A 17,512-nucleotide genomic window follows, 5' to 3' on the forward strand; every position below is an offset into this window, starting at 1 on the left:
TAAACACTAAGGTACGATCGTTTAGGGGCAGTCTATGGTGAGTTATTATAGTGAGAACTCATCACGACCTAAGAAGATCGTAACAGATTCAGCCCCCTTGAGAGCGCAACATATAAATCAGTTGTGGACAATCCATCCGAGGCGTTCAGGCAGAGGCCAGCGCATGACTTCGCCGGTCCCTTCCAGAAAGGCAAGCATCAATATCTGTCGCGTGTTCTTTGGGACCAGAGGGGCACTCGCCCAGCAAATTGCTGACATGGGCTGCTACTGAAAATATGTTATTTCTCCAGGAGGATAAAAGTTGCGAGGGTGAACGAACCGAAGGTCAGTTACGTCTGCGACTGGACATACGTCCCTAACCAGCAGTGTCGCTTGGTTAATACAGAAAATGCTCGGTATGCCGGTCGCCAAAAAGCATGATGCCGAGCCCGGTCAGCATGACCAACACGCCGCCCATCTTCATGAGCGAAACCGGCCGTCATATAGCGCCCAGCAGACCAAAATGGTCGATCACCTGTGATGAGAGCAACTGTCCGACAATCGCCAACCCGAGCGGGGCTGAAAAACCGATTTTTGGTGCAAGTACCACATAGCTGAATAACGCACAGGCACCGATCTTTCCGCCCATCAGACTCCACAGAGGCTGTGAAGGGATGGCAGCAAGGGCGGTGAAAACCCCTCCACGTAGCAGAGAGTAAACGCCGAGGCTCAACGCCGAGGCCGTGAAGGAAAATAACGCGGCGGTGACCGGGTCGCCCCCGAGCCCTTTTGCAAGCTGACTGTTCAATGTTGTCTGCAGGGTAATACCCAGACCTGCTGCAAAAGCCAGTACGTAATAAATCGCGCTCATGCTGTTCATCTCAGTTAGTTTGCCTGCACCAGCGGCAGGAATTTTTCCGCAAAGATGTCTGGCTCATACCCTGCTGCCGAAAAAAGGTATTCACGTGATTCATCAATGGCTGCGCGAAGGCGTTCACTGTCCACACCCGCTTTCCCGGCTAACGCCGTCTGAAATGCAGAATGGAGGTCGGAGGTAAAAAACACCAGATGGCGGGGTGTAAAGGTATTGATCCCGTCGAACATAAATTCAAACACCTTGCCGGTTTCAGGGCTAAGGAGGCCGCTGAAAGGATAGCGCTGGCGCAGGTCTCCGACGTTTTCCGGCGCACACCTGGTCTGTCAATGAGCTCGGGAGATGTCATCAGGGCGTGATGAAGCCGGGTGATGAGCCTGACAATGACGTTTGGGTTTGGCTCCCGCTCAATACGAATCCCCATGTCTATAAGGGTTTGGCAAGGGGGAACGCATGATGGAGTTATGGCGCGCATAGCGCCCTCGCTTTTTTGCTTCTGTTGTGTAGATAAAATGCGCGTCTGTGGAGGAGGATGGGGGCATTTTTTTCAGGCGGGCTGAACCATGATGGTTGCTGCTGCTCCGCCAGAAAAAAGGCTATTCGTGATTCAGGAAAATATTTCCCATCGAATCAACACTTTGAAATCAAGTAATTAAGCTCGGATCGTTCCAGAGACGAAATCCCCCCTCGAATGCCAGTGTGTTGTCGCCTTTCCGGCACTTTGGCGGGAGTGAGTCAAGTTCATCTACGTTTCCTCCGCCTAAAACCACGTAGTCAGGCTGCAACGCGGTGGTCAGCATTTCCACCACGTCAAAAACCCGCGCCTGCCATTTTTTGTTCCCCTTTTTTACCCGGTAGGCTTCACCTACGTAGTGTTCGTAGCTATTGCCTTTGCGATAAGGTAAGTGAGCGATCTCCATGGGCTGAGCGACGTTTTCGATGATCATCGCAGCCCCTAGTCCCGTGCCAAGACCGAGGAACAGCATGCGTCCGCCCTGATAGGAACCCAGCGCCTGCATCAGGGCGTCGTTGACGATACGAACAGGGCAGCCAAATGCGCCTGCATAGTCAAACCCCACCCAGCCCTCACCGAGGTTGGCGGGCTCCCGAATGGGTTTATTGTCCGCGACGGGACCCGGAAATCCCATCGCAATCACATCATAGGACATGCCTTCCGCCAGGGTCTTAACCGCGGCAACCATGTCTGCGGCCGACATGTTTTTTCCACTATCTGCCTTCTTTTTTATCCCGCCAGTGCTGGAGAGGATCTTCACATGGCTTCCGCCGATGTCGATGGACAAAACAACATGATCTTTCTTTTTTTTAGTTTGCCGCGTCATTGGTAATTCTCCATAGGCTCAAACGGGATCGACCCAGCCGCCGGGGGGCATAAAGTCCGCCATAGCGGCAGGCCCCCAGGTTCCTGGTTTGTAGGCAGGTGGAACGGTTTTATCCTTCAGTATAGGTTCGACGATTTTCCAGGCCAGCTCTGCTGCATCCTGCCTGGTGAAAAGCTGACGATCGCCCGCCATGGCATCGCCAATCAGCCGCTCGTAGGGCGCCATATCGCCCAGACCATCGTCCAGCGCGGTGAGTTCGACCGCTTCACCCCGCATCTTTTCGCCGGACGCCTTGCGTCTCGCGCCAATGCCGATCGTAATATCTGGGCCGAGGCGAAAGCGAATATAGTTGGCGGGCTCGTCGGTAATTTCATCGAAAAGGGTAACCGGCGGTCGCCTGAAGCGCACAACCACTTCCGTGGCATGCGCGGGTAAATTTTTCCCAGCACGGATATAGAAGGGAACGCCACTCCAGCGCCATGTTGTAATCTGAAAGCGAACCGCAGCAAAGGTCTCCGTCAGAGAAGACGCGGCGACACCCGGTTCATCGGTATAGCCTTCAAACTGACCCCGAACCACGTCATCGTCTGACAGAGGCGGCATGGCCTTTAACACCTGGACTTTCTCATCAACCAGATCGTCGGATGCGCCGGAAGAGGGTGGTTCCATGGCAAGTAACAGAAGCACATTAACCAGGTGATTCTGGATCACATCACGGATGCAGCCAACTTCGTCATAGAATTTGCCGCGTCCCTTGATGCCGAAGTCCTCAGCCATGGTGATCTGAACGCTTTCGATATGTTCACGATTCCATATGGGTTCAAGGAAGCTGTTCGCAAAGCGAAAGTAGAGGAGGTTCTGGATAGCCTCCTTGCCCAGAAAGTGGTCGATGCGGAAAATCGCGTCCTCATCGAAAACCTTGTGCAGCACCTCGTTCAGCTGCTTTGCCGAAGCGAGATCGCGGCCAAACGGCTTTTCCACCATAAGTCGGGCGTTTTTCGCGATACCGGCCTCTGCCAGCCCCCCCGCAACCGTTTCGAACAGGGAGGGGGGAATGGCAAGGTAGTAGAGCGGGTTATGATGACCGGCAAGCGCCTCGCGCAGCCCGTCGAATGTTGACTGAGATCGATAATCGCCTGAAACGTAGGAAAGCCTGTCCGCCAGTGCGGCAAAGACCGCCTGATCGACCACATCGACATGTTTTTCAACTGCCTCTTTTGCACGCGCGATCAACTGGTCACGCGTCCAGTCTTCAAATGCAACACCGATAATGGGCGTACTAAGCGTTTTACGCTTCACCATTGCATAGAGAGAAGGGAAGATCATCTTGTAGGCAAGATCGCCGGTGACACCGAACACTACCAGCACATCTGATCGTTGCTGCGCCATCGCTGTGTACCTCCGCGTTACCTGGTTTTTTCCAAATGGCCGCCGAAGGCGTGCCGCATGGCTGAGAGGACTTTTTCGGCAAACAGTGCTTCGCCACGAGAAGAGAAACGCCCGAAAAGAGCAGACGCGAGAACCGGAGCAGGAACGCCCGTGTCGACAGCCGCCTGCAATGTCCAGCGCCCTTCACCGGAATCAGACACGCGGCCATCATAATGGTTGAGATTCGGGTCCTGTTTCAACGCCTCGGCTGTCAGATCCAGCAGCCAGGAGCCGATCACCGAGCCATGTCGCCATACCTCTGTAACGGCGGGAAGATTGATATCAAAACGATAATATTGCGGACTGGAAAGGGGCGCGGTTTCCGCATCAACCTCCCGCTCGCCGGTTCCGCTATTGGCGGCCTTTAATATGTTCAGGCCTTCGGCATAGGCGGCCATGACACCATATTCAATGCCATTATGTACCATCTTGACGAAGTGTCCGGCGCCTGCTGGCCCGCAATGAAGATAACCTCTCGGCGCCGTGCCCAGGGCCGCATCTTCCGCAATGTTCTGACCGGCACCGGGCGCAAGCGACGCAAAAATCGGGTCCAGGCGCTTCACGGCCGCCTGCGGGCCGCCAATCATCAGGGAGTAGCCACGCTCGAGGCCCCAAACGCCACCCGATGTGCCGACGTCGATATAGTCGATTCCGAGAGGTGAAAATTCCCCGGCGAGGTCGATAGCTTCACGGTAAAAGGAGTTGCCCCCATCGATAATAGCGTCGCCCTTATTCAGCGCTGCTGCGAACTCCCGCGCAATCTTTGGTGTTATCGCCGCGGGGAGCATGAGCCAGACCGCGCGCGGCGCCTCCAGCTTCGTAATCAGATCGCCAGGGGATAACGCGCCGGTTGCGCCTTCTTTAACCAGTGCGTCAACGTTATCGGCGTTCACGTCGTAAACGACGCATTCGTGGCCCTGTTTAAGAAGGCGACGTACCATGTTGGCGCCCATGCGGCCGAGACCTACCATTCCAATCTGCATATCATTCTCCATTGCCAATGCGGGTTTGATCGTTCGGTTCATTTACGACGTGAACGGTAAAATCGGTGTTTTCCCAATGTTCAACGTCAGGCCAGTAAAAGGTAAAGACAACGCGGGTTCCTGCGGTTTCGTGCTGTACAGGCAGGTCCACGTAATAGGTTCCAAGCCCCGATGAGCGCGCCGGGGAGTCAGAAACGGTAGCCCAGTCATCCGTACTCCAGTGCACCAGGGCGTTCGCTTCCGTTTCCAGCCTCAGTTGCTTCCCGACAGGAAGGGAGGATACGCGGTTGTTAAAGCGCCATATGCGCAAATGCGATACGGTCTGATTTCTGATATAGCGTTCAACGCCTTGGGGTGGCATATCGAAGACCGCGCCATCGCGAAGCGATCGCAGCAGTTTAATGTGTTCGGAATGTGCCCAGACAAGCGGCATGGCGCTACCGGAAGGACGCCCGAAGAACAGCGCCTTATCAGGAATATCGGGGCCGTCCCATACCTGTTCCGGTAACAGCCCGCCCGAGCCTGCCGATTTTTCCAGCGTGGCCAGGAGCGCCTCAGCCGCGTCGTGCCTGCCCGCTGCCAGCTCGTAATGCGCGCGTTCGCCCGCCAGCAGAGGCCATGGACGCCCCTGGCCGATACCGTCGAACGGCGCGCCGTCTGCGTGTTCGCCATAGCCATCACCGGTGTACCGATACCACAATGGCCCCTGGGGTAAATCGACCCGAAGACTGTGGTCAATAGCCTTTATCGTATCAAGGATGTGCGGGTCGTCCGCTGCACGCAGGCCGAAACGCACCAGTGCCAGGGCATCCGGGCTCAGCACATCAGCGGTCGGCAGAAGCGCCCGATCCGGTGTCTGGTTGCGAATCTCGGTATTGCCGGATGCGCTGACCTCATCCGTTGCGCCCGACGGCGCGATGCGGACATAGTGACCGGAAATGCCAATCGAGGTGCAAAAATGGGGATCCCCGGCAAAGGTCCATTTTTCAATCTGCTCATTCCAGCAGTCTGCGGTTTCTCGCAGGTGGTTTGCCGCCGCTTCATCTCCGTCTATCGAAAGCAGATCCGCGGCGGCAAGCAGTGCAGCGATCTCAACCGCCAGGGTAAACGGGCTGTAGCCTGAGTCTTCCTCCCAGCGGTCCTCCGCGGTCGCCGGGCCGTTGGTCAAAATGTAGCAGGCCGCGCGGCGTAGCATAGGCATAAAGCGTTTCTGCGCTTTATTGTCGAGATAGCCGAGTCTGCGCAGCATATCCATAAGCAGAAGGGGGAATGCACACTCATCCATCTGGATGCCTGTCCAGTAGGGTTTTCCATCCAGCCACAGGTTCTGTGGCCAGCGCCCGGAGGGCTCCTGAACACGACGGAGATATTCCAGAATGGCGAGTGCCTGGTCGGCGTCGCCTGCGGCCAGGAAACCCCCTGCCGTTTCGACCAGGTCTCGCGGCCAGACCAGATGATAGCCGCCAAGATCGTCATCGCCCTTCGAAAATCCCCAGGGTATCGTCAGGCTCGCGACAACGGCGCCGGGGCAATCAGCGGCTCTGTGCGAGGCCAGTACCGCCGTTGAAACCCGGTATGTATTGACGCCGTTTCGCGCTTCTTGATCGAGTGGAATGAGCCTCTCCTGCCACGCTTGCCAGTTGCGAATATACCCATCGCGCGCTTTATCAAAGCCCGCGTTAAGACTGGCGGTTGCCGCCGCTGCGGCCTCGGATTCCGTTTGGCCGAAACCAATAGCCAGCGTGGCTTCACTGCAGGCGTTGGTGAACGCCAGCTCTCCGGCAAGCGCGACATTGCCGTCGTCTGCCCGCCGGTATTGGTTCACGAGGCGTCCCTGTTCTTTAAGCTGCTGCCAGCCGTCTGACAGACCGACAAACCCGGCGCTCATTGCCGTCCAGGGGATGTCGCAGACGAGCGCCAGATAGCGGGAGCGGCCGGTGGCGAAAAGCACTGGCTTATCGTCAAATTCGCCGATCCAGGCGGCGTTCATTTGTCCGGCATTCACCAGATGGGGAGCGAGCAGTGCGGTGACGGTGTAATCCTCAACGTTCCCCTTCAACGCGGTGAAACGGACCCGCTGCAGCACACAGTCACGGGCCGGATCCGTAATGATGTCCTTCTCAAGCCTGTAGAGGCCGTCACGCGCCGTGTTGGTGATTGTGAAGGCCGGAATGCCTGGCGAGTGGGTACGGGTTTCGGTCAGGCAGTCGCGCTTTTCTTCGGAGAAATAACCTTCAGGCCCCGTGATGACGAAGACGCAATCGCGGGTACAGGCGCTGTCAACGCGTGGATAATAGATTTCGTTGAGAACGCCGTGGCTCAAGGTGAACCAGACGCGCGAGTCTGATGAAAGGGCCGTGCCGATTCCGCTCTTGGCACTCGATGTCCATCGGGCTTCAATTCCTGGCCTTCCCGGGGCGGCGTCAACGCCTGCGCGTAATGGCGGGTCGTCATGCTTCATGCACGTTTGCAACGGGACGGCGTCGCTGTCAGCGTTTGACATTTTTAGGATACCTTGGCGGTCTGCGTAGAAAATCTAGACGACGACGTTGCGGAGTAAATCCTGGCTTCATGCGGCGGCTTTTCTGTACCGGGGCAACCCGGTTCACCTTGCGCCTGAGCAATATAGAACCAAACTCCAAGATTTATATAGCGCTGATAGTGTGTTGAATCAACCATCCCTATCAGCGCAGCAACACCGAAAATTATTCACGACAAGACGACTTTTCGCCGCTCACCTTCATCCGCACATGAACGTCTTCCTCACTGACTCATTAACCGCCGCGACCCGCTCCCCTTCATCGCGCGGACACTAAACCCGCGCCCCATCTCTGGGTAGCCAGGGCGACGATGCGCCTTGCTTCAGACGAACCCGACTGATGCCCGGCAGCGCAAGAACGTGCGTCCTGATAGCACCGCTCTCCCGTCTGGATTTTCAGCTAAACGCATGAAATCACATCATTTAAAGGGCTGTACCCGACTACGTCGGGCGTACGGCGCTGAGCCGCATCTTTGCACTTATCGCTGTAGTCCTGGTCAGGCTAAAGGTCTGGCTCAACGATCGCTTTGTGCCCGTAGCGGACGTGATAGCAGGGTAGGTCAGATATCTAATGTACAAGGCCCCATCGGGCAAGGCAGCGTGAGATACCCTGTGGCCAGCTACGTTGAGCCTGGCAGGTAAATCGACAGTGCGCCCCTGCGTAATGTCTTTTTTTGCAATGTCTAAAAGCAGAAAACTTACATCGTGTTACGAGATAAACCCCATCGCCAAAGGTGACTGTATGTCACAGCCGAAAATGACAGATGCTGATTACATCTTGCTGGCCAACTTCCGCACGGAACTACGCAGATTTATTGCCTTTAGTGATAGTCAGGCACGCAATGTGAGATTGACACCACAGCAACATCAGGCGCCACTGACTATTTGGGTAGCGCGAGAAGCAACGGCAACGGTGGGTTAGGTTGCAGAGCGGCTGATTTTAAAACCGCACAGCGCGTCCGGGCTGATTAGCCGCCTGCAGGACGCCGGACTCATCACTCGCCAGGCCGATGAATCGATTGACACCTCAGGCGGAAGCCTTGCTTGAGGCACGCGCTGGCGCATATCGAAGCGCTCAAAACGCCAAAACCTTTGCAGGTAGAACGGGTCGATGAGCTTGATGGCTGACAGCGCTGGAGCTGTCCGCCGCGGTTAGCGTAAACAATCGATATATTTTTGCGCAGACTGCTTCACCACACTGCTGGCATCGGCAATAATATCGCGCCCTTCAAATGCGCTGTAAAGTTTCCTGAAATCATAGGGTTGAAGTCGATTGACGATCGCAGTGATTGTCGCGGCGGGTAAAGGAAGCATATTGGGATAACTCCACATAAAAGAGACTGCGTTTGACCCTGCGCTAACCTGCACGATATCACCAGAGAGCACGATGCCATCCTCCTTTGCCCAGTGCAGCACGGTTCCACCTTCAAAGTGTCCTCCCAGACGTAACAGTGTCACATCAGGCATGAGGGTTTTTGTCTCACCTTCCCATAACCGCAGATAGGGGCTGTCACGCATAATCCACTCGCTGTCACTGGCGTGCAGGTAAATCGGCGCATCAAAGACCGCTGCCCAGTCTTGCATGGTGCTGTAGTAATGAGGATGAGAAACCGCAATCGCGCTGATGCCGCCCAGGGCACGAACGATGTCAATCGTGGCATCGTCAAGATCGGGAATGCAGTCCCAAAGTACGTTGCCCTGCGCGCCCTTTACAAGAAAGGCCCGCTGGCCAATAGCAAATTCAGGAACCGTTTGCAGGCTGAATAATCCCTTTTCCAGCTGAGACCATTTATTACTGTGGGCCGCATGCAACGCCTCAGGTGAAATCCACTGTTGTCCTGTTGGCGGGACATACTGACGTTCGTCCTCACAGATTTTACAGCGATCAATGTGAACATCCTGCTGTTGATAAGACGTGCCGCACGTGAGGCAAATTTTGATCATCCTGCGTTCTCCCTTAACCCTTTCAGATTAATTTTAGAGCCTGTATCAGGTGCAGGTTTCAATTTGTGCCATAGGGCGTGAAGGACAATTAATGGCTGTAGACCAAAAAGTGGACGTTGTTGATGTAAAACTGCGCCACCTGGGTCATGCCAAGACGCTCGTGCGCCTGAATTGATCGACGATTATCAGCCTGGATAAACAGCACCGGGGCCTTAGTACCGTAGTGACTGCGCAGTTCATCGTACAGACGCAGCAGCAGGCCCTGACCGCGGGCCCGGGTGCTGATGCAGGCCGGGCCATAAATCCAGCACTGCTTCCCGGGCGGCCAGGCGCGCAACATGGCGTTCACCACCTCCGGGCCTTGCCGGAATGATGAGGTGCTAAATAACACGCCGGCAATCCCTGCCGCACACTGCGCGACTGCCACTATGGCGCCGGGGTGATTCAGCATGCCGGCAACTTTTTCGGCGGGGAAATCGCCATTCAGCGTGCCGCCATTGCCCGCTGCGTTTTCCTGAAGCAGTGCCGTGATGCCTGCCAGGTCATGCGTCGTTGCTTGCCGGACGAGATAGTTATCTGGGGTAGGCATAATGCGATACTCCCTTAAAGATGATGCCGCCGTCCGGTTTTACGGGGTATTGCGGCGGTACAATGCCCACTCATCTATGCGCTCTCCCGAAGGCAAGGTACAGTATCCCTCTTCGCCAGCCGCTGTTTTCACGCTGTCAATTTTGCCGCCGACAGCAAGGCAATGTTGGGATGCAGGATTAGCCAGCTGTGATGTCGATGTTTCACGCGGTGAGGGTGAGGACAGACAGCCAGAGAGCAGCAGAGAGAGTAAAATCGGTAAAAAGGTTCTCATATAACCTGCTTGTTGTTGAAGAGCGCATTCATATGCTATCTGGATTTATCGGGTAAATCATTATAGCCACTCAAAAGGAGAAGGATGATGTCTGACAAACCGTTAAAAATCGTCACGCTGCTGGGAAGCCTGAGGCAAGGCTCGTACAACGCCATGATCGCGCGTGCACTCCCACAGCTGGCGCCAGAGGGGATGACCATAGATGCACTGCCATCCATTCGGGATATTCCACTGTACGATGCGGATCTTCAGCAAGAAGAGGGATTCCCCGCCACGGTTGACACGCTGGCTGCACGTATTCGCGAGGCTGATGGCGTTATTATCGTCACACCCGAATATAACTACTCCGTGCCTGGCGGTTTAAAGAATGCCATTGACTGGTTATCTCGCGTACCGAATCAACCTTTGGCGGGAAAACCGGTGGCGATTCAAACCAGCTCCATGGGCGCTATTGGTGGAGCACGTTGTCAGTATCACCTGCGTCAGATTCTGGTATTTCTCGATGCCATGGTGCTGAACAAGCCGGAATTTATGGGTGGGGCGATCCAGAATAAAGTCGATGAGCAGGCCGGGAAGGTGATTGAGCAGGGCACGCTGGAACATCTGGCAAAACAGTTAGCCGCGTTCAGTGATTTTATTCGCAGGGTAAGCGAGGGGTGATTTAAGTTAATCCTCTGAGAAGAACCACGCTCTGCAAAAAGCGTGGTTCTTAAATTGTCGATTAACGAAGTAAAGACAGCATAGTCTGAGGTACCTGATTGGCCTGGGCCAGTACCGACGAGCCCGCCTGCTGCAGAATCTGCGCGCGTGACATGTTCGACACTTCCGTCGCATAGTCCGCATCCTGGATACGGCTTCGTGCTGCAGTCAGGTTAGTCACGGTGTTATTCAGGTTACTGATTGTAGACTCAAAGCGGTTCTGAGATGCACCCAGCAGGCTGCGCTGACTGTCGACGGCCTTGATGGCTTTATCGATATCCGCCAGTGGGGTGCTGCCTGATGCGGTGCCACCACTACCGCCGGTTACGGCACCCTTCAGCACGTCAAAACCAATAGCCGCAGTGCTACGGGCGGTTCCGTTAACTGTCTGGCCAGTGGTCACGCTGGTATTCTGCACGGTGCCTGACGAGGCGTTACCGGCCGCAGCAAGATCGAAGCTGTCACTGGAACTCAGAGTGATACCGATAGTCTGGCCATCCTGCGCACCGACCTGGAAATTGTAAGTGCTGCTACCCGATCCTGTGTTGAGGACTTTCAGACCGTTGAAATCTGTCTGCTTGGTATCGCGGTCAATCTCCTGCATACGCTGGTTAACTTCAGCCTGGATTGAGTCAATATCAGATGCTGAGTTGGAGCTGTTCTGAGCCTGAACAGTCAGGTCACGGACACGCTGCAGGTTGTTGTTTATTTCATCCAGTGCACCTTCAGCCGTCTGAGACAATGAAATACCGTCATTGGCGTTACGTGCGGCAACCGTCAGGCCGTCAATATTCGATGTGAAACGGTTAGCAATCGCTTCACCGGCCGCGTCATCTTTGGCGCTGTTGATACGCAGGCCTGATGACAGGCGCTCGATAGCCGTACCCAATGATGACTGTGACTTATTCAGGTTGTTTTGAGTAATTAACGACAGAACGTTTGTGTTGATCACTGACATGGTAAATTCCTTCTTATAGAAACGTATTATTTACGCCTTATTATTATCGAGCTGACTACGCCAAACTTTAATGAAAAGACGCCAGTTAAGATTAATTAGTGAATGGTTTTTTTTACAGGGCGGTGAAGTTGTAAATACAGAAAAAACTCAGAAAAAAGTTATTATAAGCACACACAAACCTCAATCAGAAGAATAACTTTTTAAAGGTTAAAAACCTTTTGTTACAGCATTTATCATCAAAAAGCACAGATGATTAAATATTTACATTATTAGCCGCATGGTATGATGAGTCATGTTTTTTCTGTAACACAGCCTCTCATTAAGGAAATTACATTAACTCTCCCTAATTAAAAAGTAAGATATATCATTATCCGGCATTACGATGATAATAATTATTTTTTTACATTTCCCCACAAGAAAGACAGACGTCCGTAGTCAAGAAAATTGCTGGCAGCGTTAAAACCAGTTTGTCATGAAAAACGACGGGAGTTCAGCCTTGGCTCTCATGCCCAGAGACATCGGTTAGCGGACGGGTAATAATGTTGAACGGATTTCTCGTGTTCAGCTTAAGCAGAGAAGGGACGAACGGGGAACCGGTCTGGGAAAGGACAACATCAAACGGCGGCGCGCTGATGGCAAGGTGTACCATCAGCGCGGAAGATAAAAATTTCGGCTAAACCAGAATTACATTTTTGCGAACTGTGCAGAGAGGTAATCCCCCGTCTGCGTCATTGAAGACACCAGCGTACTCAGATTGGTGAACTCCGTTTTATACTGCGCCATGACCGCGGTGATCTGATCATTAACGTTGTTATATTGATCAGACAACTGTTTTAGCGAGGTATTAATCCCTGTCGTCGCGTTTGATACCGTGCCGTTGCTGGCTAACATATCATTGAGTCTGTTGGTCACCTGCGTCGCGAACCCCGTAGTTTTGCCATCACCGGTCAGAAAACTTAAAACATCTGCAGGCTGATTGGTTAAGGCGGCATTCAGCTTGGTGCTGTCTACCGTCAGGTCACCTTTATCGTCCTGGGTAATGCCGAGTTGTGAGAGTACCTGAATGCTTCCGCTACCCTGAGGATCGGAAAACTGGCTGCGCAGGCTGGTCTGGATATTCATTAACGTATTATCCCCCAGCAGATCGCCATTATCGGTACTTGGCGCCTGGCCTTCCTGCACGGGTGTATAATTTGTCTGATCTGCAATGGTTTTTTGCAGGGAATTATAGGCATCAACGTACGTCTGAATCGCCGTCGCCATAGGCGTGGTATCCGTGGCGATAGATAAGGTTTCAGGGGAACCGCTGTTAACTTTATTCAGATTCAGTGTGACCCCTTCAGGGGCATCGGTGACGATGTTGCTGCTGCGCGTGATAGCCAAACCGTTTATCTTCAACTGAGCATCCTGAGCAGCAACCTGCTGTGTCATGCCGTTATTACTGCCGCCACTGCTGTAACTGATATACTGTGACAGCGTCGAGTCATTGGTGCTGACGGTCATCGCATTCGCGGTACCGCTATCACGTGCGGTCAGGGACAAATAGTAGGTGTTATCGTTTGCCATAATCACGCTGGCATTAACGCTACCTTGCTGCTTGTTAATTGCATCACGGATATCTGTCAGACTGGTCTGATCCTGGTTTAAGGTCACGGTCAGCGGCGATTTCTGCCCAGACTGGCTGATGGTAATCGTACGTGATGCCATGCTGCTGTCACCGAGATCGGTACTTTCGCTGCTGGCGGACTTAGAAAGCAGAGACTGCGCGGCGGCGAGCTGATCGACCTCAACGGAATAGTTTCCGGCTGCGGCACCGCTGGCAAGCGTGGCAGTAAAGGCGGTATTTGAGCTGGTGACTTTGGTTGTGGCAATGCTCGAGGCATTTTCCAGCGCAGAGGCGGCCGTTTGCAATTTCGACATTGAACTCTGAACCACGCCCCAGGCCGTCAGCTGCGCATTATAAGACGCCTGCTGATTAGTAATCGGTGTCAGTTGCGCCTGCTCAGCTGACTGTAAATTATCATATAACGTATTGAGGTCGAGGTTAGTACCAGCGCCAAGTGTGCTTATGCTTGCCATATTCTTGTCCTGATGAAGTGACACCAGAACTAAAAATACAATGCATTAATCAGGGGTTTTTCTGATTTTAAATGTTGTTGCAAATCGGTTTATTGTCATTACTTAACCATCAATTTTCTGTTAAGGAGGTAAAAAATTGTTAACGCAATAACAATTTGAAATTCTTCCGGGGCGGTTAATTTGGCTTTTGAATAATCTACATCGGTGCCGTCTGCAAACACATCAGCGATTAATCAGTCATTTAGCCAGCATCCTCCACCTTAAGCCAAATTCATTTTTCCTAATCATCATGGCTCAGTTATTCACTCTGCTTATCCTGTTTAAACCACGATCGACGACAAATTGATGCAAAAAACGGAAAAATACTTAATGCAAATTATGCGGTGTCCTGAAAATATCCGTCGCTAATCAATGCGTTTACAACCGGGCCAGAAAGGTGGATGACTGCTTTTTATTGCGTATTCTTCCCTGTTTCCGGTAAAAAATATTTTCGCTGCGCGTTAAGTTTACGATTGTTACATCCATTTACGGCAGCGATCGAAACGTTAACAAAGGTGCACGTTGAAGCACATATCGCAAAGCGGAGCCCAACCCGATGTCAGGGCGCAGGGCGACGTGAAGAGGTGCATATTAATGCGTCGGCCTTATACCTGTCGGGAAAAACGTGCGTCAAAAAGGAAGGGGATGTTTACTGCCTGTCTGACGATCGCACTGAATTCAGGATGCTCGGGATTGAGAAGATAATTCGATTCCACGGGCGAAAGGGCACTGGGCACGCGCAGTGCGACCGATCCCCCGCTTTGTATCCAGGCATCACCAAATAAACGCAGCGCTGCAGGCGCTTCCGGTGCGGCCCAGTCGTCAGGCAGTTGCTTGATATCAATCCATTCAATCAGCCTGTCGGGAACGTCAATGCTCATGAGGGTAAAAAAGTCCAGCACGCTGGCGCTTTGCAGATGGATAAGCGTCTCCAGCATGGTGAGGGAAGCGGTTTCAGAAGCGTAGACCATCGATACGCCGACGCTGTTCCAGCGTCCGCCGCCTTCACGGGCACCAAAACCGCTCCAGGCCGACCCCAGATAGCGCGTTTTGGTCATGCGATAGAGCTTCAAGAATACACACCGTGTTCAAGCCGGGTAATGAGTTTCAGCACTTCGTAAGCCCCGGTTTCTGACGCGACCAGATCAGCCGGTTTTTTATTGCCTAAGGCGCGCGCAGGCTCATTGAGCCACTGCCGTGCCTTTTCTTTATCGCCCTCAAACAGCTCAACCGCACGATCCATCACGCGAATAAAACGCACCAGCCGTTCGCTCTGCTCCGCAGTAAAGCGGCTTTTAACGCCGCGGGTGAAGGTTGAGCCCGCAATGCCGGTCATACGGCGCAGTTCTGCCTGAGAGATTTGCGCCCAGGTGACAATGCGACTGGCTACCGTGCCGTCCAGACCATCATCGATTTGATCCATCAGCATCACGCCGTCAGCACTGCTCAGGCCAGCAAATTGCCATAGACGATCCGGTTCTGCAGCGGATACGGGTAAAGTGAACTGTTTCATCATCACCTCCATTTGGTTGTTCTATTATAGCCAAATGGTGATGTCGTTCAATCAGCCATTGATGCACTGTCATCATAAGAAAATAAAGTCGTTTTATCATTTCTCTGGCTGCAGACAGAGACACGAAGTTATACCGCCCTGACGGTCAGCGCCGGGTCTGACAAGAAAACGTAAAAGCGAGACTGAAAACAAAGGAAAAACGGCTACGAACGACGCATTTAGCTGGACATCATTACAGGTACACCATGGTCAGTGTGGCTTCTACAGACAGGGCATCATTTTTTAACATGGCAAGATTTTTACCCAAGGCAACTCTTATCGATGACTGTGTTATATTGCCGCTCTTAAACACAGGTACTGGGCTCAACCGATAGGGACTATCCGTTATGAAACGACACGATATTAATTCTTCCTCTCTGTTCCGCAGTGCGGGATTCGACCCGACGTCAGGTGTACTGGAACTTGAATACCGCAATGGCACCTGCCGTCGCTGGCTTGCCGTGCCTGCTCATACCTATCAGGGATTCTGTGCTGCCCTCGATCAGGACGCTTTTTTCCGCGAAAGTATCGACAACCGTTTCTTCTCCATGTATCAAAAGAGTGATGCCTAGCGCGCATTGCTGAAGCCCTGAAAACATTGACCGCCGTCACCGTTTTCAGGGCATTGACGTGGCAGGGATAACCAGACACATTCGGGTCTGCCTGTTGCTGACTGCCAGTATTATCCCTGCAGGCTGATCTTTCTGTCTGCGCAGTGAGGTAACGATGAAAAAATCGCTTATCCGCGTTTTTTTAAGTTTAGTCACCCGCATGGCTGTGGTACTGGTTGCACTGACAGGAATAACGGTTGCCGCCGAAAACATTCCCTCGTCCGCGCGCTCCGCTGAGCAACCCTGCTGTGGTCCCGTCACGCCTGCCGCTCAGGCGATCCTCACCGTGCTTGATCGGTCGGACGTTGAGCATTTATGGCTCAATCATCATCACGTCAACTGGGAAACCGGTCAGCCTGACAAGCCGGATGACTATTCAGGCCCCGGCAATCATACTCACTGCAGTGCGTTTGCGGCGGCCATGGGGGCCCGGCTGGGTGTGTATATGCTCAGGCCACCAGAGCACAGCCAGATATTGCTCGCAAGCGCGCAGACACGCTGGTTCGACAGTCAGGAAGGGCGTCAGGCGGGCTGGATTAGGGCGGCCGATGCACTACATGCACAGCAGCTTGCTAACCAGGGAATGCTGGTCGTGATTTCCTATGAAAGCCCCGATAAGCACAGGCCTGGCCATATCGTTATTGTCCGACCTTCATCAATCACGCTGGCCAGATTGCGCGCAGAGGGGCCTTACATCACCCAGGCCGGAACCCATAACCTACTCGTCGGCAATGCAGCCACTGCGTTTGCGGGCCACCCGGGCGCCTGGCCTGACGGCGTGAAGTTTTTTGCGCACGCATTACGGCAATGACGCCGGGAGAGATGCGAGGCCAGTTTAGCCTGTGGTGTAAACAGCCTGGAACAGTAGCGTTCTGCCCGCCATTTTTTACGCCCGAATCTGAATCCCTTCGGTAATGATGTGCTGGACACTTTTCACCGTTTGTTCAAAAAATACAGGATCGCTGAGTGTTTTACCGGTAATCGCCTCAACCTGCACACCAAAATCTGCGTAATGCTGAGTGGTGGCCCACAGCATAAAAATCAACTGCATCGGATCGATGGGTGCGATCAACTCATCTTTAATCCAGCCGCGAATCACGTCCGATTTATCCTCCACCAGCGTTTTCAGGCTGCCGCCCAGCTCCTGTTTCAGCAGCGGTGCGCCCTGAACCATCTCCAGACAAAATAATCTTGAGGCCTGAGGATGGTCACGGGAGACGCAAAGCTTCAGGCGAATATATTCCCGTATTGCTTCCAGAGGATGCTGATCGGACTGCAGTGCTTTAAGCGGTGCCAGCCAGATATCCAGCAGCCCTTTGAGCACCGCAATGTATAAATCTTCTTTCGAGGGAAAGTAATAGAACAGATTGGTTTTCGAGACATCCGCGCGTTCAGCAACCTGCTCAAGACGGGTGCCGTGAAAGCCATACAGTGAGAAGAATTCCAGTGCAGCGGCCATGATAGCGCCACGTTTGGCAGCAACCGCTCGCGAACGTCGCGTCACAGATTTCGATGGCGTTTTCGCGGCGAGGTTTTCTCCGGCGTCAGAACCCGGGTTTTCGGACAATGGCTTCACAACATTTCCCTGATACACACAACAAGGTCAAAAGCATAACAAATAGGCA

General features: G+C 53.3%; 16 protein-coding genes and 1 pseudogene. 3 read left to right on the plus strand and 14 right to left on the minus strand.

Annotated features, from left to right (window positions below; genetic code table 11):
• Positions 1–376: 376 nt before the first annotated feature.
• The 9 genes and pseudogenes from QLG08_RS06885 to QLG08_RS06925 form a co-directional block, all read right to left on the minus strand.
• Positions 377–850, minus strand: a pseudogene (locus QLG08_RS06885) (DMT family transporter).
• A gap of 14 nt (positions 851–864) precedes the next feature.
• Positions 865–1,083 (minus strand): hypothetical protein, encoded by a 219-nt coding sequence (locus QLG08_RS06890; protein ID WP_014604621.1) that lies wholly within the window; start codon positions 1,081–1,083, stop codon positions 865–867.
• A gap of 414 nt (positions 1,084–1,497) precedes the next feature.
• Positions 1,498–2,193, minus strand: coding sequence for an ROK family protein (locus QLG08_RS06895; protein WP_210452088.1), 696 nt, complete (start codon positions 2,191–2,193; stop codon positions 1,498–1,500).
• Between the two features lie 18 nt (positions 2,194–2,211).
• Positions 2,212–3,582: a glucose-6-phosphate dehydrogenase gene (zwf, locus tag QLG08_RS06900; protein WP_272847686.1), complete on the minus strand. Its 1,371-nt coding sequence runs from the start codon at positions 3,580–3,582 to the stop codon at positions 2,212–2,214.
• A gap of 17 nt (positions 3,583–3,599) precedes the next feature.
• Positions 3,600–4,604 (minus strand): phosphogluconate dehydrogenase (NAD(+)-dependent, decarboxylating), encoded by a 1,005-nt coding sequence (gene gnd / locus QLG08_RS06905; protein ID WP_264418200.1) that lies wholly within the window; start codon positions 4,602–4,604, stop codon positions 3,600–3,602.
• 1 nt (position 4,605) lies between these two features.
• Positions 4,606–7,107, minus strand: coding sequence for a glucan 1,4-alpha-glucosidase (locus QLG08_RS06910; RefSeq protein WP_272847687.1), 2,502 nt, complete (start codon positions 7,105–7,107; stop codon positions 4,606–4,608).
• 1,188 nt (positions 7,108–8,295) lie between these two features.
• Positions 8,296–9,087, minus strand: coding sequence for an MBL fold metallo-hydrolase (locus QLG08_RS06915; RefSeq protein WP_022622887.1), 792 nt, complete (start codon positions 9,085–9,087; stop codon positions 8,296–8,298).
• Positions 9,088–9,175: 88 nt separating this feature from the next.
• A complete protein-coding gene (locus tag QLG08_RS06920; protein WP_014604627.1) occupies positions 9,176–9,676 on the minus strand; it encodes an N-acetyltransferase in 501 nt (166 codons plus the stop codon).
• Between the two features lie 39 nt (positions 9,677–9,715).
• Positions 9,716–9,949, minus strand: a complete 234-nt coding sequence (locus tag QLG08_RS06925; protein WP_013027857.1) for a DUF333 domain-containing protein — start codon at positions 9,947–9,949, stop codon at positions 9,716–9,718.
• 87 nt (positions 9,950–10,036) lie between these two features.
• Between QLG08_RS06925 and QLG08_RS06930 the strand changes: the two genes are divergently transcribed.
• Positions 10,037–10,609: an NADPH-dependent FMN reductase gene (locus QLG08_RS06930; protein WP_014598338.1), complete on the plus strand. Its 573-nt coding sequence runs from the start codon at positions 10,037–10,039 to the stop codon at positions 10,607–10,609.
• A gap of 61 nt (positions 10,610–10,670) precedes the next feature.
• Here QLG08_RS06930 and QLG08_RS06935 read toward each other — a convergent pair whose 3' ends face one another.
• From QLG08_RS06935 to QLG08_RS06950, 4 genes are all read right to left on the minus strand, one after another.
• Positions 10,671–11,606: a flagellin gene (locus tag QLG08_RS06935; protein WP_013027859.1), complete on the minus strand. Its 936-nt coding sequence runs from the start codon at positions 11,604–11,606 to the stop codon at positions 10,671–10,673.
• 684 nt (positions 11,607–12,290) lie between these two features.
• A complete protein-coding gene (gene fliD, locus QLG08_RS06940; RefSeq protein WP_014333136.1) occupies positions 12,291–13,685 on the minus strand; it encodes a flagellar filament capping protein FliD in 1,395 nt (464 codons plus the stop codon).
• A gap of 644 nt (positions 13,686–14,329) precedes the next feature.
• On the minus strand, positions 14,330–14,797 hold the full coding sequence (locus tag QLG08_RS06945) for an RES family NAD+ phosphorylase (protein ID WP_013027861.1): 468 nt from the start codon (positions 14,795–14,797) through the stop codon (positions 14,330–14,332).
• Positions 14,794–15,237: an antitoxin Xre/MbcA/ParS toxin-binding domain-containing protein gene (locus tag QLG08_RS06950; protein ID WP_014598335.1), complete on the minus strand. Its 444-nt coding sequence runs from the start codon at positions 15,235–15,237 to the stop codon at positions 14,794–14,796. Before QLG08_RS06950 ends, QLG08_RS06945 begins: the two co-directional genes overlap by 4 nt.
• Before the next feature lie 386 nt (positions 15,238–15,623).
• On the opposite strand from QLG08_RS06950, the gene QLG08_RS06955 reads away from it, so the two are divergent.
• Together QLG08_RS06955 and QLG08_RS06960 are read left to right on the plus strand one after the other, a co-directional pair.
• Complete coding sequence (locus tag QLG08_RS06955) at positions 15,624–15,848, plus strand: KTSC domain-containing protein (protein WP_013027863.1); 225 nt, start codon at positions 15,624–15,626, stop codon at positions 15,846–15,848.
• A gap of 154 nt (positions 15,849–16,002) precedes the next feature.
• The gene (locus QLG08_RS06960) at positions 16,003–16,698 is read left to right on the plus strand and encodes a hypothetical protein (protein ID WP_228225144.1); all 696 of its coding nucleotides are present in this window, start codon (positions 16,003–16,005) and stop codon (positions 16,696–16,698) included.
• 75 nt (positions 16,699–16,773) lie between these two features.
• Here QLG08_RS06960 and rutR read toward each other — a convergent pair whose 3' ends face one another.
• Positions 16,774–17,463 (minus strand): HTH-type transcriptional regulator RutR, encoded by a 690-nt coding sequence (gene rutR / locus QLG08_RS06965; RefSeq protein ID WP_014598333.1) that lies wholly within the window; start codon positions 17,461–17,463, stop codon positions 16,774–16,776.
• Between the last annotated feature and the right edge of the window lie 49 nt (positions 17,464–17,512).

Origin of the sequence: Pantoea sp. V106_11, assembly GCF_029967885.1 — a bacterium.
GTDB classification, from domain to species: domain Bacteria; phylum Pseudomonadota; class Gammaproteobacteria; order Enterobacterales; family Enterobacteriaceae; genus Pantoea; species Pantoea ananatis.